Source organism: Acinetobacter sp. YH01005 (genome assembly GCF_013420465.1).
Classification (GTDB): Bacteria; Pseudomonadota; Gammaproteobacteria; order Pseudomonadales; family Moraxellaceae; genus Acinetobacter; species Acinetobacter amyesii.
This window is the reverse complement of record NZ_VOYA01000010.1, coordinates 20,171-44,326: the sequence shown is the minus strand read 5'-3', so window position 1 is coordinate 44,326 and position 24,156 is coordinate 20,171. Positions and strand designations below refer to the sequence as shown.

The 24,156-nt window shown below is 40.7% G+C and carries 18 protein-coding genes and 1 pseudogene; 8 read left to right on the top strand and 11 right to left on the bottom strand.

From position 1 onward, the window contains the following. Positions 1-253: 253 nt before the first annotated feature. Positions 254-1,228 (bottom strand): 23S rRNA (adenine(1618)-N(6))-methyltransferase RlmF, encoded by a 975-nt coding sequence (gene rlmF, locus FTT72_RS08925; protein WP_180022679.1) that lies wholly within the window; start codon positions 1,226-1,228, stop codon positions 254-256. Between the two features lie 357 nt (positions 1,229-1,585). Next, complete coding sequence (locus tag FTT72_RS08920) at positions 1,586-2,374, bottom strand: hypothetical protein (protein ID WP_180178241.1); 789 nt, start codon at positions 2,372-2,374, stop codon at positions 1,586-1,588. Between the two features lie 384 nt (positions 2,375-2,758). Here FTT72_RS08920 and FTT72_RS08915 point away from each other — a divergent pair, with 384 nt between their 5' ends. Further along, complete coding sequence (locus FTT72_RS08915; RefSeq protein WP_180050338.1) at positions 2,759-3,823, top strand: aldehyde reductase; 1,065 nt, start codon at positions 2,759-2,761, stop codon at positions 3,821-3,823. Between the two features lie 64 nt (positions 3,824-3,887). On the opposite strand, the pseudogene FTT72_RS08910 reads toward FTT72_RS08915, so the two are convergent. Both FTT72_RS08910 and omp38 read right to left on the bottom strand, forming a co-directional pair. After that, positions 3,888-6,064 (bottom strand): annotated as a pseudogene (locus tag FTT72_RS08910) (TonB-dependent receptor). A 432-nt stretch (positions 6,065-6,496) separates the two neighbouring features. Continuing rightward, positions 6,497-7,576 (bottom strand): outer membrane protein Omp38, encoded by a 1,080-nt coding sequence (omp38, locus tag FTT72_RS08905; protein WP_180178240.1) that lies wholly within the window; start codon positions 7,574-7,576, stop codon positions 6,497-6,499. A 378-nt stretch (positions 7,577-7,954) separates the two neighbouring features. Here omp38 and FTT72_RS08900 point away from each other — a divergent pair, with 378 nt between their 5' ends. From FTT72_RS08900 to FTT72_RS08890, 3 genes are all read left to right on the top strand, one after another. After that, complete coding sequence (locus FTT72_RS08900) at positions 7,955-8,476, top strand: GspH/FimT family pseudopilin (RefSeq protein ID WP_180025009.1); 522 nt, start codon at positions 7,955-7,957, stop codon at positions 8,474-8,476. A gap of 113 nt (positions 8,477-8,589) precedes the next feature. Further along, a complete protein-coding gene (locus FTT72_RS08895; protein WP_180178239.1) occupies positions 8,590-9,765 on the top strand; it encodes an acetyl-CoA C-acyltransferase in 1,176 nt (391 codons plus the stop codon). Between the two features lie 206 nt (positions 9,766-9,971). Beyond that, positions 9,972-10,421 carry a VOC family protein gene (locus tag FTT72_RS08890; protein ID WP_180178238.1) on the top strand — a complete coding sequence of 150 codons (450 nt, stop codon included), beginning with the start codon at positions 9,972-9,974 and terminating at the stop codon, positions 10,419-10,421. 69 nt (positions 10,422-10,490) lie between these two features. Here the strand turns inward: FTT72_RS08890 and FTT72_RS08885 are convergent, their stop codons facing one another. From FTT72_RS08885 to FTT72_RS08865, 5 genes are all read right to left on the bottom strand, one after another. After that, complete coding sequence (locus FTT72_RS08885; protein WP_180085417.1) at positions 10,491-10,976, bottom strand: DUF934 domain-containing protein; 486 nt, start codon at positions 10,974-10,976, stop codon at positions 10,491-10,493. After that, entirely contained in the window at positions 10,969-12,612 is a 1,644-nt protein-coding gene (locus FTT72_RS08880; protein ID WP_111885012.1) for a nitrite/sulfite reductase, read from the bottom strand. The genes FTT72_RS08885 and FTT72_RS08880 overlap by 8 nt, the downstream gene beginning before the upstream one ends. Positions 12,613-12,877: 265 nt before the next feature. After that, positions 12,878-15,283 (bottom strand): glucose/quinate/shikimate family membrane-bound PQQ-dependent dehydrogenase, encoded by a 2,406-nt coding sequence (locus FTT72_RS08875; RefSeq protein ID WP_180178237.1) that lies wholly within the window; start codon positions 15,281-15,283, stop codon positions 12,878-12,880. A 170-nt stretch (positions 15,284-15,453) separates the two neighbouring features. Beyond that, positions 15,454-16,692 (bottom strand): carbohydrate porin, encoded by a 1,239-nt coding sequence (locus FTT72_RS08870; RefSeq protein ID WP_257221519.1) that lies wholly within the window; start codon positions 16,690-16,692, stop codon positions 15,454-15,456. Between the two features lie 216 nt (positions 16,693-16,908). Next, the gene (locus FTT72_RS08865) at positions 16,909-18,030 is read right to left on the bottom strand and encodes a CaiB/BaiF CoA-transferase family protein (RefSeq protein ID WP_180178236.1); all 1,122 of its coding nucleotides are present in this window, start codon (positions 18,028-18,030) and stop codon (positions 16,909-16,911) included. A 210-nt stretch (positions 18,031-18,240) separates the two neighbouring features. Between FTT72_RS08865 and FTT72_RS08860 the strand changes: the two genes are divergently transcribed. Continuing rightward, a complete protein-coding gene (locus FTT72_RS08860) occupies positions 18,241-19,251 on the top strand; it encodes an AraC family transcriptional regulator (RefSeq protein WP_180005120.1) in 1,011 nt (336 codons plus the stop codon). Between the two features lie 49 nt (positions 19,252-19,300). Here the strand turns inward: FTT72_RS08860 and FTT72_RS08855 are convergent, their stop codons facing one another. Next, complete coding sequence (locus tag FTT72_RS08855) at positions 19,301-19,708, bottom strand: hypothetical protein (RefSeq protein ID WP_180178235.1); 408 nt, start codon at positions 19,706-19,708, stop codon at positions 19,301-19,303. 68 nt (positions 19,709-19,776) lie between these two features. Here FTT72_RS08855 and FTT72_RS08850 point away from each other — a divergent pair, with 68 nt between their 5' ends. The 3 genes from FTT72_RS08850 (at position 19,777) to FTT72_RS08840 (ending at position 23,649) form a co-directional block, all read left to right on the top strand. Next, positions 19,777-20,982: an acetyl-CoA C-acetyltransferase gene (locus FTT72_RS08850; protein WP_180026706.1), complete on the top strand. Its 1,206-nt coding sequence runs from the start codon at positions 19,777-19,779 to the stop codon at positions 20,980-20,982. Positions 20,983-20,993: 11 nt separating this feature from the next. Continuing rightward, positions 20,994-23,126, top strand: a complete 2,133-nt coding sequence (locus tag FTT72_RS08845; RefSeq protein ID WP_180178234.1) for a 3-hydroxyacyl-CoA dehydrogenase NAD-binding domain-containing protein — start codon at positions 20,994-20,996, stop codon at positions 23,124-23,126. Between the two features lie 184 nt (positions 23,127-23,310). Further along, positions 23,311-23,649 (top strand): hypothetical protein, encoded by a 339-nt coding sequence (locus FTT72_RS08840; RefSeq protein WP_078190097.1) that lies wholly within the window; start codon positions 23,311-23,313, stop codon positions 23,647-23,649. 79 nt (positions 23,650-23,728) lie between these two features. Here FTT72_RS08840 and FTT72_RS08835 read toward each other — a convergent pair whose 3' ends face one another. Then, entirely contained in the window at positions 23,729-24,154 is a 426-nt protein-coding gene (locus FTT72_RS08835; protein ID WP_252725871.1) for a GNAT family N-acetyltransferase, read from the bottom strand. Positions 24,155-24,156: the final 2 nt, after the last annotated feature.

Below are 24,156 nucleotides of genomic sequence, written 5' to 3'. Positions count from 1 at the left end.
CGCATTTTCAGTTCAATTCAGCGCATTTTTCACATATAAAAGAAGCCCTTGCAGAATATTCAATGCATTTAGAACACGAAATAATCAAAAATCGCTGGATGCTGTTTTTTGTAACAATTAACAATGCGTCTTGTTTAGCAAAAATATCTCCTGATTGATTCAACACATGGTGCTTATCGATATGGGAAACTTTATATCGATACCCTATGCATTGCAGTCAAGAGCAAGGTGAACATTTCCAAATAAGACAGGCTTAAGCTGAAGTCCAACGTGCATTCTTCCACGCTTGCTGCTGCTTTGAATCTAAAAAAGTCCAAGCGACAAAACGGCTTTCTTTTTGTCCCTGCGTCATTTTAATGGTTTTCACATCCACTGCGCCGCTCTTCGCTAAGGCCTTTAAAAGCACTGGCAATGTTGTTTTCTTGGAAACTAGTGTACTAAACCAAAGGCATTGCTCTGCAAACTGAATGCTCTCTTGCACCATTTGGCAGACAAATCGTTCTTCGCCGCCATCACACCAGAGTTCGTTTTTTTGACCTCCAAAGTTTAACACCACCTTGGTACGATCAACCGGCTTGCCCAGTTTTCTTAATTTTTGCGTTGCTGTCGCGTTGGCTTCATCTTGCGAGGCATGAAATGGCGGATTACACATGGTCAAATCAAAACAATCTGAAGGTTTGATCACACCATTGAAAATATTGCTCGCTTTTTTCTGCAATCGAATCTGAATACCTTTACGCAGATTCGGATTTGCCTCCACAATAAATTGGGCACTTTTAACCGATGCAGCATGAATGTCTGAGCCGACAAATTTCCAGCCATAGCTTCGATGACCAATGATCGGATAAATACAGTTCGCGCCAACGCCAATATCTAAGACTTGAACGGTGTTTCCAGCTGGAATCAGACCTTTATTGTTAGCACTCAACAAGTCAGCCAAATAGTGGATATAGTCCGCTCGCCCCGGAATAGGCGGACAAAGATAATCTTGAGGAATATCCCAATATTGAATGCCATAAAAATGCTTGAGCAATGCTTTATTCAACATTTTCACAGCGTGCGGATCAGAAAAATCTACCGATAAATCGTTATATTTATTTGGGCTGACAAAAGGTGCAAGTTCCTTACAGCTCTTGATTAACTGAGGAAAATCGTAACGACTACGGTGCAGATTTCGTGCATGTAATTCCGACTTTTGCTGCGGAAAAGATTTCTTTGCTTGCGCCATATGTATGCCAATATTCAACGGGAGAACAGAATCATCTGATAAGGCAGGATATCTACCTGCAAATTAGTTGATATTGTACGTGAATTTGACCATCAATGACGCCCCAATCCTTTTATTTGTCTATCTGCAAATCAATAACCACGTGGACATCTATTCTTATTTAATCTGTACATTTTTGGTTGCTATAGCATTAGATTTCATTAAAAAAACCGTGGAAGATGAAGAATCAACAAAAAAGCCCAATCTGTGATGATAGGGCTTTTCATATCAGCATAAAATAATGATTTATATGAAATAAAAGTTAGTTAGTATTCGTATAGCGTGTATTATGTTAATTTTAGGGGAACTTAATATTCATTATCCATCTAAATCAAATATATCTAGAGAATCAACATACGGTAAGATCATATAATTATGATCTGATAAATGTCGTTTCAACCTACTACTAGTTTCTTGATTATAAGAATAAATGTTATCTAATTCTTCGAAGAGAGAATCCAGTTTCTCTAAGGTAAAGCTTGGCTTCTTGATAAAAAATAATAAACTCGCACCTAAGCCAACATATTCTAGATCAAAATTCTTATTCAAATATTGGATTAAACTGAAAGATTCAAAAGGAGATAGATCACAACTAAAATATCCATTGAGCTGTGCTGCAAATTTTTCATGATCATTTTCAGAATTAACTAATTTAATTTGAATAACTTCATCTAAAATTTTTTCAGGCTGCTCATTAATTTTTAATAAAACAGATAGGTCTTGATCACTATAATTAAATTTTCCATGTAGATCATGAATATTCACCTTATTTTCAGATCTTAATAATTGATCAATATGATACTTAACCTGAAATGGCAGGGTGTTGTCATAGCTTATATCTTCATCTTCACCCTCTTCAATAATTTCCGATGTATCAAAATAAAGTCCATCTCCCATCGAAGCATGCATAGACGTATATTCACACTGTCCTATATCTTCTAAAAGCATTAACACTTTCTTAGGAGCATTTTTTGCTTTAATTTCTAAATACAAATTGAGAACATCTTTCCAAGATTTAGATTCACTAATTGTTGCAAAACACAACAATTCTTGAGCCTCATCACTTAAAAGGGGATTTGCTTTCTTTTCGATATTAAGTGTAGTCATAAGATTTTTAGAAAGTTAACTGAAGCCAAGAATTATGTCAGATCTCCTCCATTTAACATAATGGCTGTTATACGAAATGAACAGGAAGCCTAGACCTAAGATCTAGGCTTTAAATTAAAGCTCACAAGTTAGATATGACTCTTTGTCCATTTATTTATGAGATTTTGCGCCCATAATCATAAGAATATGCATCTATCCAACACTCATCCCATCTGAGCATTTTTAAGATCAATAAAAAATCACTTTTGTAGCGCTCTCATGAGATTTCTGCTGAATTTAGAGCACATTAAACTCAATAATAAAAATATATTTTTTCAAATTAATCAAAGACAAAACTAAATATTCTCAATATGATAAAAAATGCGTCAATTAAAGTTGAAGAATATGAATAGCAAGACAACAAAACAGATACTCGTCACAGGCGCGACAGGCTATATTGCCAGTTGGGTAATTAAAAACTTACTTGAATTAGGTCATACAGTGCATGCCACAGTTCGTGATCTGAATAAAACATCAGGATTTGCACATCTCGAAAAAATTGCAGCGGGTGGAACTGGCACTTTAAAACTATTCCAAGCCAATTTATTAGATGAGGGTGCATTTGATTCAGCCATGCAAGGTTGTGACATTGTGATCCATATGGCATCTCCTTTTGTAGTGACCAACTATAAAGACGCGATTAAAGATATTATTGAGCCAGCCATTTTAGGCACTGAAAATGTGCTCAACAGTGTCAATAAAACTGAGTCAGTAAAACGTGTTGTCGTGACTTCAAGCATCGCATCAACCTATGGTGATGCCATTGATATTCTACAGACCGAGCATAATGAATTTGATGAGTCTCACTGGAATACCTCCAGTTCAGAAACTCATCAGCCTTATCCATATTCAAAAGTAATGGCAGAGCGCAAAGCGTGGGATATGCAAAAAGCACAAAACCGTTGGGATCTGGTTTGTGTCAATCCAGCATTGGTCATGGGGCCATCTTTAACTGCGTCAACACAGTCAGGAAGCGTTGAAGTGCTACAACAGTTTGCCAATGGTATGACTTTGGCCGGTGTTCCACCAATGTGGAATGGTATCGTCGATGTTCGCGATGTTGCCGATGCGCACGTACAAGCAGCTCTCAATCCCGCAGCAAGCGGACGTTATATTATTAGTGGTGGAACACTAAGCCTATTAGACATGGGCAAATTATTACGCGCACATTTTGGGAATAAATTTCCATTTCCGCGCAATACCTTACCGAAGTTTGCCTTTAAGGCATTTGGCCCTCTTGCCGGCTTCCCACGTAAATTTGTTGAACTCAATATGGGTTACCCAATTTACTTTAATGCAGATAAGAGCAAGAAAGAATTAGGGATCGAATACCGTGATATTCAAAACAGTGTGGTTGAGCATTTCCAACAACTCCTCGATGATGGTGTGGTGAAGCAATATATTCCGTGAATCACTCATCAACAAAAAAGCCACCTTGAATAGGTGGCTTTTTATATTAAAAAACTAATCTAACTTAGAAATCAAAAGTCACACCAACTTTATAGGTACGGTCTGCACCAATCGTGGCAAAGTTTTCATTAAATACGCCCTCCCAATATTTTTTATTGGTCACATTGTCGACATTTGCCATAAATGTTGTAGATACACCACCTAAATTTGTTTTATAACGTGCACCTAAATCCACTGTCGTGAAATCAGGTAATTGTAAGGTATTTGCTGAATCAACATATTGTTCACCTACATAGTTTACTCGACCATTCACAGATAAACCGTCGAGTAAAGGTAAGGCATAATCCAAGCTGAGTGTTGCGGTAAAGTCAGGAATACCATACACCGTATTACCTTGATTATTTACGCCACTTTTCACCGCTGCTTTGGTATATTCAGCATCAATATACGCCAAACTACCCATCAGATTTAGTCCAGTATAAATCTCGCCAGAAAATGCCCACTCCACACCACGTGAACGTGTTTCTGCATCATCTGTTGTGATTTGATTGACACCAATGCCTGCAATTCCGTCAGAATAATCAGAAGACATCGTCGATGGTTTTTCAATTTGATAAAGTGCAAATGCATTTAACCAACTACCTGTTTGATATTTAGCACCCAATTCATATTGTTTGGTTTGGAATGGCGCAAAGGTGACATTATTGTTGGCATCCGCAACATTATTCACCGTTACACCTTCAGAAAGACCTTCAACATAGTTTGCATAAATAGAAAGATTCTCACCAAATGGTTTAACCACAACACCTAAGCTTGGGGAAATTTTATCATCTTGATAGCCTGTATTTTTCTGTAAATTCTTGGTATCGATATCTTGATAACGTGCACCAACAATAAATTGCAACTTATCATCCAACATTGAAATCTGATCAGATACCGTATAGCTAGTATATTTATTATCTAAATTCGGTTTAACCACTGGGTACGCAGAAGGCATTCCTACAGTCTTATCAGGATCATACAAATTAGTTGAATTAATTTTCTCTTGTGTTGCCGCAACATGCTGATCTGTTTCTTTGGTCAAATAATCAGCTCGAACATTTACAGCATGTTTTACAGCACCCGTATTAAACTTATATTGAATACCTGTATTTGCTGATGTAATCGACTCAGATGACCCCGTACGATAGTACTGAGATGTAGCATGACCATCTGCTTGGCCGACGACAAGACGCGTACCAAAAATATGCCCACTATACGCCTTGTCAATATGTCCTACACCTGCATAAACATTTAAGTCAGGTGTAAATGCATATTCACCACTTAAGCCTACAAACTCACTATCAGTATGGCCTTCCAAATTTTTAAAATAATTGGTATCGCCTTTAGGTGCAGCAAGAACACCATTATAGGTATGGCCATGTGCATCTTTGACACCAAATGCCACCATCGCAGGCGAACCGCCATTACGGTCATCACGTACAGCATAGGCATCTAAATTCAGTTTCAATTTATCTGTTGTATAATCAGCAGCAATTGCACCTGAAGCATGTTTATCATCCATGCCTTCTATGATGTGCTCACCTTGACCATAAGCCCCATTCACACGTAAGCCAAACTTTTTTCAGCACCAAAGCGACGTGAAACATCAAAGCCTGATTGATAAAAGCCACCGTCTTCCATTGACGCTGAAACTTGGGTCTTCTGCTGATCTGCACGCTTAGTTTTGGCAATGATAACCCCACCCACTCCACCTGCAGGCGACATACCTGCAACCAATGCATTCGGACCTTTTAAAACCGTTACCGAATCTAAAAATTCAGTTGGTACACGCCCATAAGGTGCCATACCATACATACCATTCAATGCAATATCATCATGATTAACATCAAAACCACGTAGGTTAAAGTTTTCATTCAAGTGGCCTTGATTGGTGGTAATGCGGATACTTGCATCATTTCTCAGCACTTCACCCACGGTGGTCGCTTGTTGTTCTTCAATCAGTTTTTCACTATATGCTGTTACGCTAAATGGCGTATCAACAATTTTCTTATTTCCCAGTGCACCAAGGTCTGTCTACGCTTTCAATTTTCCATTTGCAAGCTGCTTTTCGGCTGGCACCTCAACTTCAATCGTCTCAAGCACGGTTCGCTCTGCTGCATTCACTGCTGCAGATGTACCCACCCCTAAGATCGCGATTGAAATCGCACGGACTAAATGAGTTTTTGCAAAATTATTCATCATTTCAAGATTAGTTTTATTTTAATAAGAATCATTATTATATTAAGAATAATTCTCAACTTCATCATAAATCCCGATGATTATATTTTTTTAATGAGAAATATAAATATTAATTTTTTATAAATTGTAGATAACACAAATGTAAATATTTGTTTTTAATTATTTTTATAAAAAATAAAAACACAAACTGTGTATGTTCAATTAAAGCTCTTACGCAAACAAATGATTAATTAACATACAAATAATTTGAATTTTTACATGCTTTATTGACTTTGAATAGATGTATCCATTTACATCCTACTATTATTCAAAAGTTAATAAGGCATTTTGGTTAGTGCCTGTTAGCCAAATTTAAGTCTCTTTTTTAATTTTTTGACATAAAAAAAAGCGACTCAAAAGAGCCGCTTTTTTCTAACCCAAGTTAAACTCAAATTATTGAGCTTGACCAGGTTGAGCCACTACAGTACGGCTACCAGAAATCGTAGCGAATACGCGACGGTTCATAGCACGGCCTTCTTTAGTGTTATTGTCAGCGATCGGTTGATCCCACGCGAAACCTTGAGTAGATAAACGAGCTGGATCAACGTTATATTCGTTAACAAGTGAAGATTTAACAGAGTTAGCACGAGCCAATGATAAACGTTCGTTTAGCGCACGTGGACCAGTGTTATCTGTGTGACCTTCGATATTCGCTGTAGCGTTAGGGTATTCAACTAACTTTTCAGCAACTTTCGCGATTTCTGGTTTGTATTGATCTTTGATGTTTGATTTGTTTGTATCAAAGAACACACGAAGTTCCATGTTAAGATCTTCAGTCAACTCTTGAGGAGCTGGAGCAACTGGAGCAACTGGAGTTACAGGAGCAACTTCAACTACAGGAGCAGCAGGTTTCAAGTGACCACCAAGAACTACGTTAAGACCAGCCAAAGCTGTGTAGTTCCAGAATTTTTCGTCAAAATTATGTGTAGCACGCGCTTCAGTACGTAGAGATAAAGCATCGTTTAAGCGCCAGAAAGCACCAAGCCCCACATTACCTAAAGTACCTTCGTCATCAGGAAGATCAGACACATCACCTGAGTAATCATATTTATAATGACCAGCACCTAACAATACATATGGCTTGATTTTGCTGTCGTAGTTTTTAGTGATCAAATCAGAAGTGACATAGAAGTTACCATTGATTTGCGTTTGCTTATATTCGCCAACAGTTTCTGTTACGCCAACATCTTTGTAGTCAACATCACCTTTCACTTGGTTATATTCAGCTTCGAAACCTAACCATGGTGTTAATTCAACACCAATCGCAGCACCAACAAATAGATCATCTTGAATTGAAAGTGATTCAGCACCTTCACTCCATAATAGACGATTGTCGCTATCTAATGTACTGTTATTATGACCAGTATCTTGGAAAGTGTAACCAAGCATTAATGGAGTAACAGTTACGCCTGCGTTTGCAGCTGCTAAAGGCGCAGCTACGAGCATTGCTAATGCAATACGACTCATTTTCATGGATTTATCCTCCAGAGATAACAATTGTTGTTCAAGCTCAAGCCGAAAAATTGGCTATCCTGAGATAGGCTTTCTTAATACCCCAGTTTTTTTTTAAGCTATTCACGCTGAATCATACAAACACTTTATTCTTTTTCCAAGTGCTTGATTAATCTAATCAAGTAAATTATTGACAAAATTACTTACAATTTCCGTTGTAATTCGGTAAATTTTTACTCAATTTTGAGCAGTGAATCGCCTATTGTCACTTGCTATTTTCATTTTAACAGCTTTATCTAAAATTGAGTAATAAAATTCTATACTCAAAATTAATATCGCCATTAAAAACACATATAACATTAGACATATAAAAATAATATTAAATTTTGGATTAAATCAATGCTTTACAATAAAGAAACCGGCTTTACGTTATTTGAACTTTTGGTCTCAATTGCGATTATGGTCATTATCGTGACGATAGCTTTACCACATTTCAACAATTTAATGGCGCAGCGCGAAGCGAATAACATCAAATTGACTATTCAGAATCACAATGCATTCGCACGGGCTCAGGCCACTATTTATCATTCCAATATTGTGATTTGTCCTAGTCTTAACTTTAAACTTTGCCAACCTAACAACTGGAACAGTGGTCTGATCATATTTATTGACAGTAATAAAAACCGTCAAGTCGACGCAAATGAAAAAATATTGCTGCAAGACAAACTCAATTTAAAATATGGCGATCTGTCTTGGCGTGGGACTCTACACATTCCAAGTCTCACCTTTCAGGCTAGCTCCGGTTTACCCAATGGTTCAAATGGTAGTTTCTACTACTGTTCGAAATCAACGCTTCAACCGATCCGAGCAGTCTTAAGTCGAATGGGACATATCCGATTTGAAAACCCAACCAGTTGCTAATTTGAGAACCGGTGAGTCCAAAGCAGCCTTTTAAATTTGCTTTATTCCTGTTCAATTTTACTTATACTGCTGACGTATTCAAAAATTAATGTATAAGAAAATGGAGACATGTAATGACTGATATCGTCATCGTGAATGGTGCCCGTACAGCAATGGGTGGTTTTCAAGGGAGTTTAGCCGCTGTCACTGCACCTGAATTAGGCGCAGTTACGATTAAAGCAGCCATCGAACGCGCGGGTTTACAACCGACAGATGTTGAAGAAGTCATTATGGGCTGTGTGCTTCCGGCTGGTCTGAAACAAGGTCCTGCCCGTCAAGCGATGCGTCAGGCTGGTCTTCCAGATTCAACTGGTGCCGTAACCATCAACAAGCTGTGTGGTTCAGGTATGAAGGCCGTGATGCAAGCGGCAGATATGATTAAGGCAGGTTCGGCTCAAGTCGTGGTTGCAGGTGGTATGGAGTCAATGACCAATGCGCCGTATGTATTGACCAAAGCACGAGCTGGCTACCGTATGGGCCATGGTGATGTTAAAGATCATATGTTCTTAGATGGCCTAGAAGATGCAGAAACGGGCCGACTCATGGGTTCTTTTGCGCAGGATATGGCAAATACCAAAGGCTATACACGTGAACAAATGGATGACTTCGCCATTCGCTCGCTTAAACGTGCACAAACTGCAATTACTGAGGGTTATTTTGCTGACGAAATCGTGCCTGTCACTGTTTCGAGTCGTAAAGGCGATGTGATTATCGATAAAGACGAACAGCCTTTTAACGCCAATATCGAAAAAATTCCAACGCTGCGCCCTGCTTTTGCTAAAGATGGAACGATTACCGCTGCCAATGCAAGTTCTATTTCTGATGGTGCGTCTGCTTTAGTTTTAACTTCAGCAGATCAAGCTTCAGCAAAAGGTTTAAATCCGCTCGCAAAAATTGTGGCTTATGCATCAAATTCTCAGCATCCATCCGAGTTTACCATTGCACCTGTAGGCGCAATTCAAAAAGTTCTAGATAAATCGGGTTGGAATGTTGCTGACGTAGATTTATGGGAAATCAATGAAGCTTTTGCCATGGTCACGATGTGCCCAATTGATGAATTTAAATTAGATGCTGAAAAAGTAAATATCAATGGTGGTGCTTGTGCGCTTGGACATCCAGTTGGTTCTACAGGTTCACGCATTATATTAACGCTGATCCATGCATTAAAACGCACAGGTGGTAAACGCGGTATTGCAGCACTGTGTATTGGTGGCGGTGAAGCGACTGCTGTGGCGATTGAATTGCTTTAATCCTCTGCTGACTCCCTTCACAAAGGGCGATTTAGAGGGAATATTGTTTAATCCTCCCCTAACCCCTCCTTTAATAAAGGAGGGAGACTGAAAATCCCTCTGTAAGAGGGATTTTTTATGCTTACATTTTAGACATAAATTGTTCACATACAGCTCAGCCAAGGCTCTTAAAATAAATGTCGACATAATAAAAATGGATGACCACCATGCAGCTCAATCACTACTTGAATTTTCAAGGCAATACCGAGGCAGCCTTTAATTTTTATCGTTCTGTATTTGGTGGAGAGTTCCTCAATGTGATGCGTTATGGTGATATGCCTGCTGAGGATGGCATTTCACTATCCAATACAGATCAGCAAAAGATTATGCATATTTCCCTACCGATCAATGAATTTACCGTGCTGATGGCCTCAGATGTCAACGAACAATTCTGTGCGCAATCCAATCAACCCTTTACCTTAGGCAGCAATCACTATATTTCGATTAATTTAGACAGTAGTGAACAAGCTGAAGCCAAACGATTGTTTGATGCATTGTCCAAAGGTGGCTCTATAGAAATGCCTCTCGAAAAGACCTTTTGGGGTGCACTCTATGGCGCATTTACCGATCAGTTCGGTATTAAATGGATGGTCAATTGCCAGCTTAAAAATGAATAATCACTCATTAAAAGTATTTCGATCAATAAAAAAGCCTCCGAATGGAGGCTTTTTTATTGATCAAGGCACTTAAGCACCAGTTTGATAATGCGCTTGCGGCACTGCAGTTGAAGCTTGATATGGATTGGTAAAATCACCTAAGCCAGCAGCAGCTTCAGCAATATCTTTACCTTCTTTCACTACAAAAGTATCGAAACCTGAACGCTTCATGTAGTTCAACACATCTTTGAATACATCACCTGTTGCACGTAGCTCGCCTTGAAAACCTTGGCGACGTAACAAGGCAGCAAATGAATAGCCACGACCATCGTTAAAACCAGCAAACTCGATAAAGATTGCATCTAACTGATCAAGCGGGAATTCATTGGTTTCAGGTGAAGCATCCACCGTTACGAAAAGTGCTTTTTTACCAGTTACATTCGCAAGTTGATCTAACTGCTCAACTGTTAAAACCACGTCACCTTGTGGCAACACACCATCTTCACCAATGACTTGGTAAGTATTGTCTGCAATCGAGCCATCTTTAGAGAGGACTTGTAGTGCTGTATTAAGCATATGCACGCTCCTTAAATGGTTGGATGCCAACACGGCGGTAAGTATCAATAAACTCTTCGCCTTCAGCACGCAGGTCTAGATAAGTATTTAAGATTTCTTCGATGATGTCAGGTACAACTTCAGCTGCAAATGATGGGCCTAAGATGTCACCAATCGATGCATCATGGTCGGCATTACCACCCAAAGTGATTTGATAGAATTCAGCACCCTTTTTATCTACACCTAAAATACCGATATTACCGACATGGTGGTGACCACACGCATTCATACAACCAGAGATGTTCAGATCCAATTTACCTAAATTGTAAATGGTATCTAAGTCATCAAAACGACGTGTAATGGCTTCAGAAATTGGAATCGATTTCGCATTTGCTAATGAACAGAAATCACCACCTGGGCAGCAAATGATATCGGTTAAGAACCCAATATGCGCACGTGCAAGATTGTGTTGATCAAGGATTTTCCATAGATCAAACAAATCTTTTTGTGGTACATCCACAAGCGCAATGTTTTGCTCATGTGTGGTACGGAACTCACCAAAGGTATATTTGTCAGCCAAGTCAGCAATCAGGTTCATTTCTTCAACAGTCATATCGCCCGGTGCAATACCCGCACGTTTCAGAGAAATCGTAACGATGCGGTAACCTTTGACTTTATGTGCATTGGTGTTGATGTTGAACCATTGTTTAAATTTCGGCTCTGCGGCAAATTGCTCTGTGAAATCTTCATCCGCATAATCTTGGTAATCAAATGGTGTGAAGTTCTCATCCATTTTCGCCAAGGTATCAGCATCAATTTTTAATGTTTTGATGGTATGTGCAAATTCAGCTTCCACTTTCTCTGCAAATACTTCTGGTGTTAATGCTTTCACCAAAATTTTGATACGCGCTTTATATTTGTTATCACGACGACCGTGTAAGTTGTATACACGAAGTACCGCTTCTAAATAAGCAATCAAATCTTCACGTGGCAAGAAGTCACGAATAAAGCTACCAATCACTGGTGTACGGCCTAAACCACCACCAACTTTGATTTTATAGCCAATCTCGCCTGCTTCATTTTTCACGATATACACACCGATATCATGGAAAGACGTTGCCGCACGATCAGTTTCTTCCAGTGCTGAAACTGCAATTTTGAACTTACGTGGCAAGAAAGCGAATTCTGGGTGGAAAGTTGACCATTGACGAATCAATTCACACGTTGGGCGTGGGTCAGCAATTTCACCCGCAACCACACCTGCATATTGGTCAGTGGTTGTGTTACGAATACAGTTACCCGAAGTTTGAATCGCATGCATTTGAACAGATGCGAGCTCTTGTAACATATCAGGCACATTTTCTAGTGCAGGCCAGTTAAACTGAATGTTTTGACGAGTAGATACGTGCGCATAACCACGGTCATAGTCCTGAGCCAATGACGCAATTTTACGTAATTGTTTAGAATTCATCAGGCCATAAGGTACTGCAATACGTAGCATCGGTGCATAACGTTGTACATAAAGGCCGTTTTGAAGACGCAGTGGACGGTATTCATCTTCCGTCAATTTACCTGCTAAATAACGTTCCGTTTGATCACGGAACTGTGCAACACGTTCATTAACCAGTTGCTGGTCAAAATCAGTATATAAATACATGGCGTACAGCTAGTAATTTCTATTATAACAATGCACAGCATAACGAGATTTTATCTATCAAGAAAATGCGTTTTTTACATATTTAATAGCGATTTTATTGATAAGACTGTCGCAATTTCACTGATATAGCGGATTCCGGTCATTTACTTTTTATTTATTAATATATTGAATTATTTCTCCATTACTTAGCATAAATTTACATAAAGAATTTCAGCCAATAAAAAGCCCGATAAATCGGGCTTTTTATTTAGCGATGTAAAATCACTTATTTTTTATCTGGTAATGCATACGCAACAAGGTAATCACCAAGTTTTGTACCAAATGAACCATGACCACCAGCCATGATCACAACATATTGTTTACCATTTGCTTCATAAGTCATTGGAGTCGCTTGACCACCTGCGGGTAGACGACCTTCCCACAAAGTATCACCATTCGTTACATTGATTGCACGGATATAGTTATCTTGTGTTGCGCCTACAAACATGACATTACCAGCAGTCGAGATTGATCCACCAAGACCTGGTACACCAATTTTCACAGCAGGTAATTGGAACAATTTCGGTAAACTATCACGAATTGTACCAATACGTTTTTTCCAGACCACTTCATGTGTATTTAAATCTACACCTGCAGTAAAGCCCCATGAAGGTTGTTTACAAGGTAAGCCAAGTGGTGACAAGAAAGCTTTGATTTCCACACCATAAGGCACGCCATACATCGGTTGAACACCTTGTTCAGTACCCGCACCTTTCGCAGTTTGCTCACGGTTTGGATCTGTAGGAATCAACTTAGTCACAAATGGCAAGCCAATTGGGTTCATCACAGCGACTTGACGGTCTTGGTTCACCGACATACCACCCCATTCAAATACCCCAAGGTTACCTGGGAATACCAATGTGCCATTTTCAGAAGGTGGTGTATAAATACCGTCGTAGTTTAATGATTTGAAATACACACGACACATCAACTGGTCAAACATAGTGGCACCCCACATTTGTTTATCAGTCAATTTATCTTTTGGTGCTAAATCAAAATCAGAGAACGGTTGAGTTGCAGAATAATGCTCACCTTTAGTTTGTGGACCACGTTTTACAGTTTGTGGAACTGCTTTTTCGGTGATTGGCACAATCGCTTTACCGGTACGACGGTCAAGGACGAATGCATTACCTGTTTTGGTTAAGACATAGATCGCAGGAACAGTATTACCTGATTTATCTTTGATATCTGCCAATGAAGGTTGTGATGGTACATCCATATCCCACAAATCATGATGCGTGGTTTGGAAATTCCAAATTAATTTACCTGTTGATGCATTTAATGCCAACATTGAGTTTGCATAGCGTTCATCTAATGGCGTACGGTGACCACCAAAAATGTCTGGTGTGCCTACACCTGTTGGCACATAAACGATGTCAAGTTTTTCGTCATATGCTAAAGGTGCCCATGCATTCGGTGAGGCTACAGAGTATTTTTGACCTTCGCCTGGCATGGCATTTGGATCTTCCGCCCCTGTATCAAAGATCCACAATAATTCACCGGTATTGACATCATAACCACGGATGACACCAGATGGCTCTTTAGTCGAGAAGTTATCAGTTGTTGAACCGCCAATCACAATGGTTGTGCCAGTAACCACTGGAGGTGAAGTTGGGATATAACCACCCGGATACGGATAAGGCATATCTTTTTGTAGATCGACTTCGCCGTTATGACCAAAATCACTACATGCTTTACCTGTGTCAGCATTGACTGCAACCAAACGACCATCATTTACAGGCAAGATCACTTTGCGCGGACATTCAGTTGAAGTCGAGCGTTTGTTCTCTAAGCTTTTTGCAAACTGAGTGGTATTTGCAGCGTCAAAATAAGACACACCACGACATGTTAAATGTTGATAGGTATTGTCCGCTTTAAGTTTAGGATCGAATGCCCATTTTTGTTTACCTGTCGCAGGATCAAGTGCAATTAAACGTTGGTGAGTTGTACACATAAACATGTCATTGCCGACTTTAATCGGAGTGACTTGGTTTGTGGTTTCACCTGAGTCATTTTCTGTTGGTAACTCACCCGTACGGAAAGTCCATGCTACTTCTAAATCTTTAACGTTGTCGCTATTGATTTGGGTGAGTGGAGAATAACGTACACCACCTTGTGTACGACCATAGGCAGGCCAATCTTCAGGAGCAATACCCTCAATCGCTTTGGCTGTTTGAGGTTGTGTATTTTTAATTTCACCGTGAATTTCTTGCGGATCATTAAAAATTGAATAGATCATCACGATAATCGCAATCACCAGTGTGCCTGATAATGTAATTTTCGCAGTTTTGCCATTTTCCATACCGCGTGTCACGGCAGGAATCAGTAACCAAAGGCCCAATAAGCCTAAAATATCAAAACGCGGTGCAAGTGCCCAAAAGTCAGAACCTGCCTCCCATAGTCCCCAAATCACTGTACCCAGCATCAACGCTGCATAAATGTATAAAGAACTGTTTTGAATTTTTCTTAAGTATATTGCTGAAGCCAGCATTAACAGGCCGGCGATAATGTAGTACCAAGAACCGCCAAGGACTGCCAGCCAGATACCACCAATCAATAGAACTAAGGCGAAAATTGCCATCACAACGACGGTAAATGTTCGCATCCCAGTTCCGGTAGATGGGTTGCTCATGTTGACCACCTCTATTGTCGAATGTTGTATTTGGTGCGTGAAACACATTCAACACACCACCGTTTTTATGTCGCAAAGAGAAGTTGTTACAAAAACAATTCAAGGGAAAATATCGTAATTTTTCTCAGAATTACCGAATTGCTTTTATAAGAACTCTAATTTGACATCAATTAAAATGCTGTTTGAAATTTGATACCGCCGACCCACGCATTCTCACCATTTTTGTAAGCACCGACGTGACGGATATATTGAATATTTGGACGAATAGTCAGCCAGTTTGCTGCATGAATACCGTAGTAAATCTCTGCGTCATACTCTTCACTTTGTAGACCGCGTGCATCAACGCTGTTATTGGCAATATTGGCATCATTCACATCATCATTAATGCTGATACGACCTAAACCAATCGCAATTTCATCCTGAGGACGTGCATCGAATGCACCTTTGTAGACCAAGCCAATGTTTTGCATATCACTCACATTATTGGTGTCTGAGTCATGCACGGTGACATTCACAAAACCGCTTAAGCCACGTGAAGCATCGTCTTTGTGCGCTGTCAGTTGTTGTTTCGCCACAATCCAACCACCTTGATGGTGATCTTTTTCATTTATTGGGCTATCAATGACATCGGCATCAGCGGTACTGTAGTAGTAACCTGCACGGTATTCACCCGGAAGCTTTTGTGTCCCCACTTTTGGAGTCCACACTACTTCAGCAGGAATAATCGCACCTTTTGAACCATCGGTACTCAAGTTCCAACCTTTACCACGTTTTAGATTTTCAGGGTTGTATTCATAAACCCCGACTTGTGCATAGAGTTCAGGCTGAATGTTATATTTCACGCGAGCAGCCCATTGGCTGACTGGCCAGTTGTACCATTGGTCACCGACCCAGTTACCCACTTGTGAACCACAAAGTGCTAAGTTTTGAAAGTCACAGTCAAAGCTGTTGAAATCTTCACCTTCACCAAAACGACCGACTTTAATATCTAATTTTTGGTCTAAGAATTTTTTCTTGATCCAAAAATCAGTCAAACGCCAAGTTTGACCACGACCCCACACTTCTTGTGTTGCACTTAAATGACCATTTAATGCATCTGAAGTTTGAGACAATGAACGACCATTACGTTCAGTGATATTGATTTGCGCTTCGGTATCTTTCCAACCCGCAATTTTTTCTAAATCGAGATGTGCCCCGATCGCGAATTGGTCCGCATATTCAGTGCCATGACCAGAAGCATGCTTTGCATCTAACAAAGTGGCTAATTCGCCACCATAACTAAAACTAAAATCGTAACCTTTCTGTTGAAGCGCTGTTCGTTGACCGTTCCAATCACCGAACATCCATGGGCTTTCAGAACTGAAAGCATCTGCAGTAGTTGCCGCTTGGGTTGCTGAACCCGCAAGCATTATTCCGAGGCTAAGATATAAAGATCCAAGTTTACTCACAGCTATTTTCATTCGGAGACCTATATACCAATTGTGTTAATAGTTCATATAATACTCTCACATTTGTATAATTTATTTATTTTTTTATTAACAACTCTCAATATTTACATAGATGTTTATCTAATTAAGAGATTTTAAAGGTTTTATTGTTTAACTTATAACCTTTTTTCATACCATTCATAACCAACTATCCGCACCTAAAGTTTTACCCACATGGGTATAAATCAATGCTGATCTAGAAAATTTAATCGGACATGCCAGTTGAGTTTGTGTCATTGTGTCGCCTTCTTGTAGCGGAACTTCAACACACCAATGCCGCTCTTGGGCCAATTGTGAATTTAGAGCTTCATCCAAACTTAAAACTGGCTCCACACAGACATCTTGAGTGGCAAAAATTATTTTCCACTCAGCCCATGTTTTGGTCAGTATCTTGCTGGCAACTGCATGCTTAATTTCAGTCTGATCCTGTGGATCAAATGACATGCCTTGCGTCGCTAAAGCGGGTAAATCTAGAATTTTCGCCAATCCATGTAAAAACTGTGGCTCCAAACCACCTATTGACAGATAACGACCATCTTGCGTTCGATAATAGTCATAGAAACTGCCGCCATTCAGATGCGCCGTCTCTGCCGCGGTTACCGCATTGGCAGCCAATACTCCTGCTGCAGCCATATTGTTCAATGCTACGGCACAATCGGTCATGGAAATATCAATATATTGTCCTAAACCGCTACGGTAACGCTCAATCACCGCAGCTAAGATGCCAGTAATTGCATGCATTGATCCACCTGCAACATCGGCGATTTGAATCCCCATCGGTGGCGGGCCACTATCTTGGCGTCCGCTATGACCTGAAATGCCCGATAAAGCCAAGTAATTGATGTCATGCCCTGCGCGGTCTTTGTAATGCCCAGTTTGACCATAACCCGTAATCGAGCAATAAATAAGTCGCGGATTAATTTCGGCCAAATCTGCATAATCCAAACCCAAGCGTTGCATGACACCTGGACGAAATTGTTCTACCACGATATCAAAATCTGAAATTTTAGCTTTGATCAATTCAATGCTTTTCGGATCTTTTAAATCTAATGCGATGGATTGTTTATTGCGATTTAAATAACTATGCGCTGTGGCTTGCCCATTGGCATAAGGTGGCATCAAACGAACTAGATCGGGACGCGTCGGTGACTCAATATGCACAACTTCCGCACCCATGTCAGCCAAATACAAGGTCGCAAATGGCCCTGGGAGTAATGTCGAAAAGTCGAGTACTTTCAATCCTTTTAAAGCAGCTTCCATGGATATTTTTCTCTAATTGTGTAGATTTTTTATCCATGGTAGAAATATAAAATGATTAAAACAATGTCATGTTCAGCCATTTACCTTGATAGTTTCGGCAATTTACCATGTAAAAATGGCAAAACCGCTGTTGTAAATTGCCATGATTTCTTTTTTTAGCGTCATTTAGGTCAAACATTTGTGAACATTAAAGAGACTGAAGGATTAAACATGAGTCGTGATACGATCAGTATCCATTTCGTCAACGCAGCCTTAACTGGTGTGAGACGTCTCGGCATGGATGTCGAAACTTTATTGTCTCATGTTGGCATTGAGGCTGAACTTCTACGCCAACCCAAAGCGCGTATTTCACCTGAACAATACACACGTTTTATTAAAATGTTGTGGATGGTGACTCAAGACGAACATGTCGGTTTTGATATTCAACCGCGCCGCTTGGGTACTTTTGCCATTATGTGCCAATTGATTATTCATGCAAAAACCCTCGGTGATGCACTCGAATTGTCTTCGCAGTTCTACAAACTGTTTGGTGATGAATGGTCGGTGACACTAGAACGTGATAAGCACGAAGCACGTTTAGTTCCTCAAATTCCAAAATCTATGGACCCAGACCATTTCATTACAGAAAGTATGCTGATGATTTGGCATGGTCTCGCTTCTTGGTTGATTGAACGTCGTCTGCCTTTAGAGCGTGTTCACTTCGGTTATGAACGTCCTGAACATGCTGACGAATATGATGCCTTGTTTTTTGCACCTGTCATGCAGTTTGATACACCACGAACTGAAATTACATTTGCAGCGGATTATTTAGATTTACCCATTCGTCAAAACGAAGAAACGCTTGAAGAATTCTTAAAAGCGGCTCCTGCACAGTTATTGGTTAAATTTAAAAATACCAATTCATTAACATCTCGTATCCGTGATGTGCTGAAGAGTCAAATTGGCGAAGAAATGCCAACCTTGAACGATGTTGCTTCAATGCTGTATCTATCGCCGCAAACACTACGTCGTCGTTTAGCCGCTGAAGGTAAGAGCTACCAAGGTGTAAAAGATGCTTTACGTCGAGATGCTGCAATTCACTTATTGCTTAACCCAGACTTAACGCTTGAAGATGTTGCACAGCAAGTCGGTTTTAGTGAAACCAGTACTTTCCACCGTGCATTTAAAAAGTGGACCGGTGTAACACCAGGCCTATATCGCCAATTACATGGTTATCATTAAGCAATATTCAAAAATACCATTCTCTAAAACCTGATCTCGATCAGGTTTTTTATTTCGGAAAATCTGCGCGTTGTTTTTGACAAAGTATTGGATCGACAGGCGTGATGACGCGTTTACCATCCTGTATACGATACATTTCTGCCTTGGTCACATGATCATTTCGATCATACTCACAGGCTAAACCGCCCGTCCCTTCATCTGAAGGATGAATGCTATAAATCATATAAATATAAAAAACGATTATGCATACAAAACCTAAGCAGCCAGCAAAAACAAGCCAAGCCAGACTTTTCAACACTCGCTTCACATTTTTATGCATAAGCAGATCTTCAATTTGTACTGAATCGATAGCAACTGATCTTAACCGACCCTCGGTATCAATATGCAGTTTGATTTTGACCTTATTCAGCAGCAAGCGTTGACCAAAAATATCAAACGACTCGCCCGTTCTCATCATTGCACTGGCTTGATTAATCCGTACACTCAAAAAACCAATAAAAATTTATAGATCATAGGGACAGGATTATGAGCGAGGCTTACATTATTGATGCCATTCGCACACCGCGCGGCAAAGGAAAAAAAGACGGTTCACTACATGCCGTTAAACCGATTAGCCTACTGACCGGTTTATTAAACGAATTGCAAAACCGCCATCAATTTGACACAGCTGCAGTAGACGACATTGTACTGGGCTGTGTGACTCCCATTGGTGACCAAGGCGCAGACATTGCCAAAACCGCAGCCATTGCAGCAGGTTGGGACAATGATGTAGCAGGCGTTCAAATCAACCGTTTTTGTGCATCAGGTTTAGAAGCTGTGAATATGGCGGCGCAAAAAGTCCGCTCTGGCTGGGAAGACCTTGTAGTGGCTGGCGGTGTTGAGTCGATGTCTCGTGTGCCGATGGGCAGTGACGGCGGCCCTTGGGCACTTGATCCTGAAACCAATATGGCTTGTGATTTTATTCCGCAAGGCATTGGGGCAGATTTAATTGCCACCATTGACGGTTACAGTCGAGCAGATGTGGATGCCTTTGCAGCCAACTCTCAGCAAAAAGCCGCAGCAGCTCAAGCCAATGGTTATTTTGACCAATCTGTCGTTCCTGTTAAAGACAAAGCAGGCGTGACAGTTTTAGCCAAAGATGAATTTATTAAACCAACGACCACAGCAGAAGGCTTAGGCAAGCTCAACCCAAGTTTTGCCATGATGGGACAAATGGGCTTTGATGCCATTGCCTTGCAAAAATATCCTGAAGTCGGCGCAGTCAACCATGTACACCATGCAGGGAATTCATCGGGCATCGTTGATGGTGCTGCCGTAGTATTGCTTGCCTCTGAAAAAGCGATCAAAGAACAAGGCCTAAAACCGCGTGCCAAAGTGCTTGCCACTGCATTGGTGGGTGCAGACCCAACCATTATGCTGACTGGCCCTGCACCTGCTGCACGTAAAGCCTTAGCCAAAGCTAACTTAACCATTGATGATATTGACCTATTTGAAGTGAACGAAGCTTTTGCAGCAGTCGTGATGCGTTTTATTACCGAACTCAAGGTTGATCCTACCAAAGTCAATGTGAATGGCGGTGCAATTGCATTAGGACATCCGCTGGGTGCAACAGGCGCCATGATTTTAGGCACCCTGATGGATGAACTAGAACGCCAAGGTAAAAAACGCGGCTTAGCAACACTTTGCGTGGGTGGCGGTATGGGCATCGCAACGATTATTGAGTTGGTATAAGGAGAATAAAAATGAGCGCAATTCAATTTGAAAAAAATGCCGACAATATCGTCATTTTAACTTTAGATTCTCCAAACCAATCTGCCAACACCATGAATGCAGACTTCCGCACGGCACTGGCTGAAACGGTAGACAAACTGCAAGCAGATGAAAATATTGCAGGGATTATTTTCCGTTCCGCAAAAAAAACCTTCTTTGCCGGCGGCGACTTAGACGAACTGATTCAAGCTACACCTGAGCATGCAACTGAATTCTTCAATATGATTGAAGAGATGAAAGCCAAACTGCGTTATATCGAAACCCGTGGCATTCCTGTTGTTGCAGCTTTAAATGGCACGGCGCTTGGCGGTGGTTGGGAGTTAGCTCTTGGCTGTCATTATCGAATCGCACTGAATGATGCTAAGGCGAAATTTGGCTTACCAGAAGTAACTTTAGGCTTACTACCGGGCGGTGGCGGTATTGTACGTATGGTACGTTTATTGGGTCTGCAAAATGCTTTTCCGCTCTTGATGGAAGGCAAACAAGTTGGTGTCGAAAAAGCCAAATCATTGGGGCTGATTCAAGACACTGCAGATAGCCTTGAAGACCTGATGGACAAAGCGATTGCGTGGGTCAAAGCCAATCCAAAATCACAGCAGCCCTTTGATGTAAAAGGCTATAAAATTCCGGGCGGTACGCCATCGACTCCTGCTGTGGCGCAAATGCTCGCCATTGCCCCCGCTATGCTGCGTGACAAAACCAAGGGCTGTTACCCTGCGCCTGAAGCCATTATGTCGGCTGCTGTTGAAGGCGCTCAGGTCGATGTTGATACGGCGCTCACGATTGAATCACGTTACTTTACTTACCTTGCAACCGGTCAAATTTCTAAAAATATGATCGGCACCTTCTGGCATGGTCTCAACGCTATTAAGTCTGGTGCAAGCCGTCCAAAAGACGTCGCGAAATGGCAAGCCACCAAAGTTGGTATTTTAGGTGCAGGCATGATGGGTGCAGGCATCGCTTATGCCACAGCATCAAAAGGCATTGCAGTTGTACTCAAAGATGTTTCTGTTGAAGCTGCTGAAAAAGGCAAAGCCTATAGCCAAAAACTGCTAGATAAAAAAGTATCTCAAGGCCGTTTAAGTGCAGAAAAACGTGATCAAGTTTTAGGACTGATTCATGCCACTGCAGATGCTGCCGACTTACAAGGCTGCGACTTGATCATTGAAGCGGTATTTGAAAATGTCGAACTCAAAGCCAAAGTGACACAAGAAGCAGAAGCCTATTTGGCAGATGGCGGTATTTTTGCATCCAACACCTCAACCTTGCCGATTTCAGGCTTGGCCAATGCATCTCAAGATCAAGCTAAATTTATCGGTCTACATTTCTTTAGTCCTGTCGACAAAATGCAATTAGTGGAAATTATTAAAGGTAAAAACACTTCGGCTGAAACTTTGGCTAAAGCCTTTGACTTTGTGCAGCAAATTGGCAAAACGCCAATTGTAGTGAATGACAACCGTGGCTTCTTTACCAGCCGTGTCTTTGGCACCTTTGTGCAAGAAGGTTTACGTCTGCTGTCTGAAGGCGTACACCCTGCCCGCATTGAAATGGCTGCACTAAAAGCCGGCATGCCTGTAGGCCCATTGGCGATTCAAGATGAAGTGTCTTTAACGCTGTCTGAGCATGTTGCGGCCGAGACACGTAAAGCCTTGCAAGCCGAAGGCAAAGACCTACCACGTTCAGGTGCGGATGACGTTATTCAAACGATGATTCATGAGTTCGGACGTAAAGGTAAAGTAGCTGGTGCAGGTTTTTATGAATATCCTGAAGGCGGTAAAAAGCACCTTTGGGATGGCTTGAGCAAATGGCAGAAAGATAATGCTATTTCTGAACAGGAAATGATTGACCGCTTCCTGTTTGTACAGTCACTCGATACCTTACGCTGCCTAGAAGAAGGTGTTTTAGAATCGACTGTTGATGGCAATGTCGGATCAATCTTCGGGATTGGTTTTGCCCCTTGGACAGGTGGTGCACTTCAATTTTTAAACCAATATGGTTTGGAAAAAGCGCTATTACGTGCCAATACACTAGAAGCAAAATATGGCGAACGCTTCAAAGCACCGCAATTGCTGAAAGACAAAGTGGCGAAAGCTGAGCAGATTTAATTATTCATTTTGAGCATGCAAATTTTGCTGTTCAATCACATCAAAAGGAGCTTCGGCTCCTTTTTATTTTCCTTCTCAGTCGCGTGTTTGCAAACAAGCCTAGAATTTACGCGAACTCTCATCAGTTTTATGTTATAAAGTAACAAGTTTTTTGATTTCTTTTTATCCGATTGAGTAGCTTGTTATGACAGATCATACTTCTCCTGAAAAATCACCATGGGGCTGGAAAGCACTGATTATCTTCTGTATTTTAGGTGCGCTATTCATGGGTATTTTCTGGCTTGCTGTGACCAATGAACCAGACTATATGCCGAGCCAACAGAAAAAAGACAATACTCAACAGCATGCATTTAAAAATGCCCCTGTGATGTCAGAAGAAGCGTTGAAAAAGGCGCAAGCTGATCAAGCAGCTCGTGAAGCATCTGCACCGACTGCAGCAGACATGCATATGACCGAAGAACAACATGCACATATGGATGACATGAGCCCTGAACCTACTGCATCGAATGATCATGGTCACTAAGCTTTGACCCAATCTATGCAAATAAAAAACGCTTAAAATATTAAGCGTTTTTTATTTATAGCTGTCCAATTTTAAGTATTTAAGCCAAAGCCATATACATATCTTGATGCGGAATACCACAATCTAAATATTCATCACCTTCAACAACAAAACCCAACGCTGCATAAAAAGGGATAGCATGCACTTGTGAAGATAGTTTTAAATATTCACGTTGCTCTAATGTCGCTTGTTGAATGATGGCTTGCATCAAGATTTTACCAATCCCCTGACCGCGATGAGCCTTTAAAACAGCAACACGACCTATACTGTTATTTTTCAACAAACGTGCAGTTGCAATAGCTTTCATCCCATCATGAACAATAAAATGCAGTGAAATCTCATCTTCTGCATCCCATTCATCTTCGGGCGATATCTGCTGTTCTAAAATAAAGACCTGTTCACGTATCGATCGAGCTGCAGATGCCAGTTGCTCCCACGGACCGAATTGAATATTTAACTGCTGCATCC

What these genes read in the sequence shown, in the direction of transcription:
- omp38 (WP_180178240.1), bottom strand. Translation starts at nt 7,576, where the DNA reads ATGAAAATGAGTCGTATTGCATTAGCAATGCTCGTAGCTGCGCCTTTA.
- FTT72_RS08900 (WP_180025009.1), top strand. Translation starts at nt 7,955, where the DNA reads ATGCTTTACAATAAAGAAACCGGCTTTACGTTATTTGAACTTTTGGTC.
- FTT72_RS08865 (WP_180178236.1), bottom strand. Translation starts at nt 18,030, where the DNA reads ATGGAAGCTGCTTTAAAAGGATTGAAAGTACTCGACTTTTCGACATTA.
- FTT72_RS08860 (WP_180005120.1), top strand. Translation starts at nt 18,241, where the DNA reads ATGAGTCGTGATACGATCAGTATCCATTTCGTCAACGCAGCCTTAACT.
- FTT72_RS08885 (WP_180085417.1), bottom strand. Translation starts at nt 10,976, where the DNA reads ATGCTTAATACAGCACTACAAGTCCTCTCTAAAGATGGCTCGATTGCA.
- FTT72_RS08835 (WP_252725871.1), bottom strand. Translation starts at nt 24,154, where the DNA reads ATGCAGCAGTTAAATATTCAATTCGGTCCGTGGGAGCAACTGGCATCT.
- rlmF (WP_180022679.1), bottom strand. Translation starts at nt 1,228, where the DNA reads ATGGCGCAAGCAAAGAAATCTTTTCCGCAGCAAAAGTCGGAATTACAT.
- FTT72_RS08915 (WP_180050338.1), top strand. Translation starts at nt 2,759, where the DNA reads ATGAATAGCAAGACAACAAAACAGATACTCGTCACAGGCGCGACAGGC.
- FTT72_RS08840 (WP_078190097.1), top strand. Translation starts at nt 23,311, where the DNA reads ATGACAGATCATACTTCTCCTGAAAAATCACCATGGGGCTGGAAAGCA.
- FTT72_RS08845 (WP_180178234.1), top strand. Translation starts at nt 20,994, where the DNA reads ATGAGCGCAATTCAATTTGAAAAAAATGCCGACAATATCGTCATTTTA.
- FTT72_RS08895 (WP_180178239.1), top strand. Translation starts at nt 8,590, where the DNA reads ATGACTGATATCGTCATCGTGAATGGTGCCCGTACAGCAATGGGTGGT.
- FTT72_RS08850 (WP_180026706.1), top strand. Translation starts at nt 19,777, where the DNA reads ATGAGCGAGGCTTACATTATTGATGCCATTCGCACACCGCGCGGCAAA.
- FTT72_RS08855 (WP_180178235.1), bottom strand. Translation starts at nt 19,708, where the DNA reads ATGATGAGAACGGGCGAGTCGTTTGATATTTTTGGTCAACGCTTGCTG.
- FTT72_RS08890 (WP_180178238.1), top strand. Translation starts at nt 9,972, where the DNA reads ATGCAGCTCAATCACTACTTGAATTTTCAAGGCAATACCGAGGCAGCC.
- FTT72_RS08880 (WP_111885012.1), bottom strand. Translation starts at nt 12,612, where the DNA reads ATGTATTTATATACTGATTTTGACCAGCAACTGGTTAATGAACGTGTT.
- FTT72_RS08870 (WP_257221519.1), bottom strand. Translation starts at nt 16,692, where the DNA reads ATGCTTGCGGGTTCAGCAACCCAAGCGGCAACTACTGCAGATGCTTTC.
- FTT72_RS08875 (WP_180178237.1), bottom strand. Translation starts at nt 15,283, where the DNA reads ATGAGCAACCCATCTACCGGAACTGGGATGCGAACATTTACCGTCGTT.
- FTT72_RS08920 (WP_180178241.1), bottom strand. Translation starts at nt 2,374, where the DNA reads ATGACTACACTTAATATCGAAAAGAAAGCAAATCCCCTTTTAAGTGAT.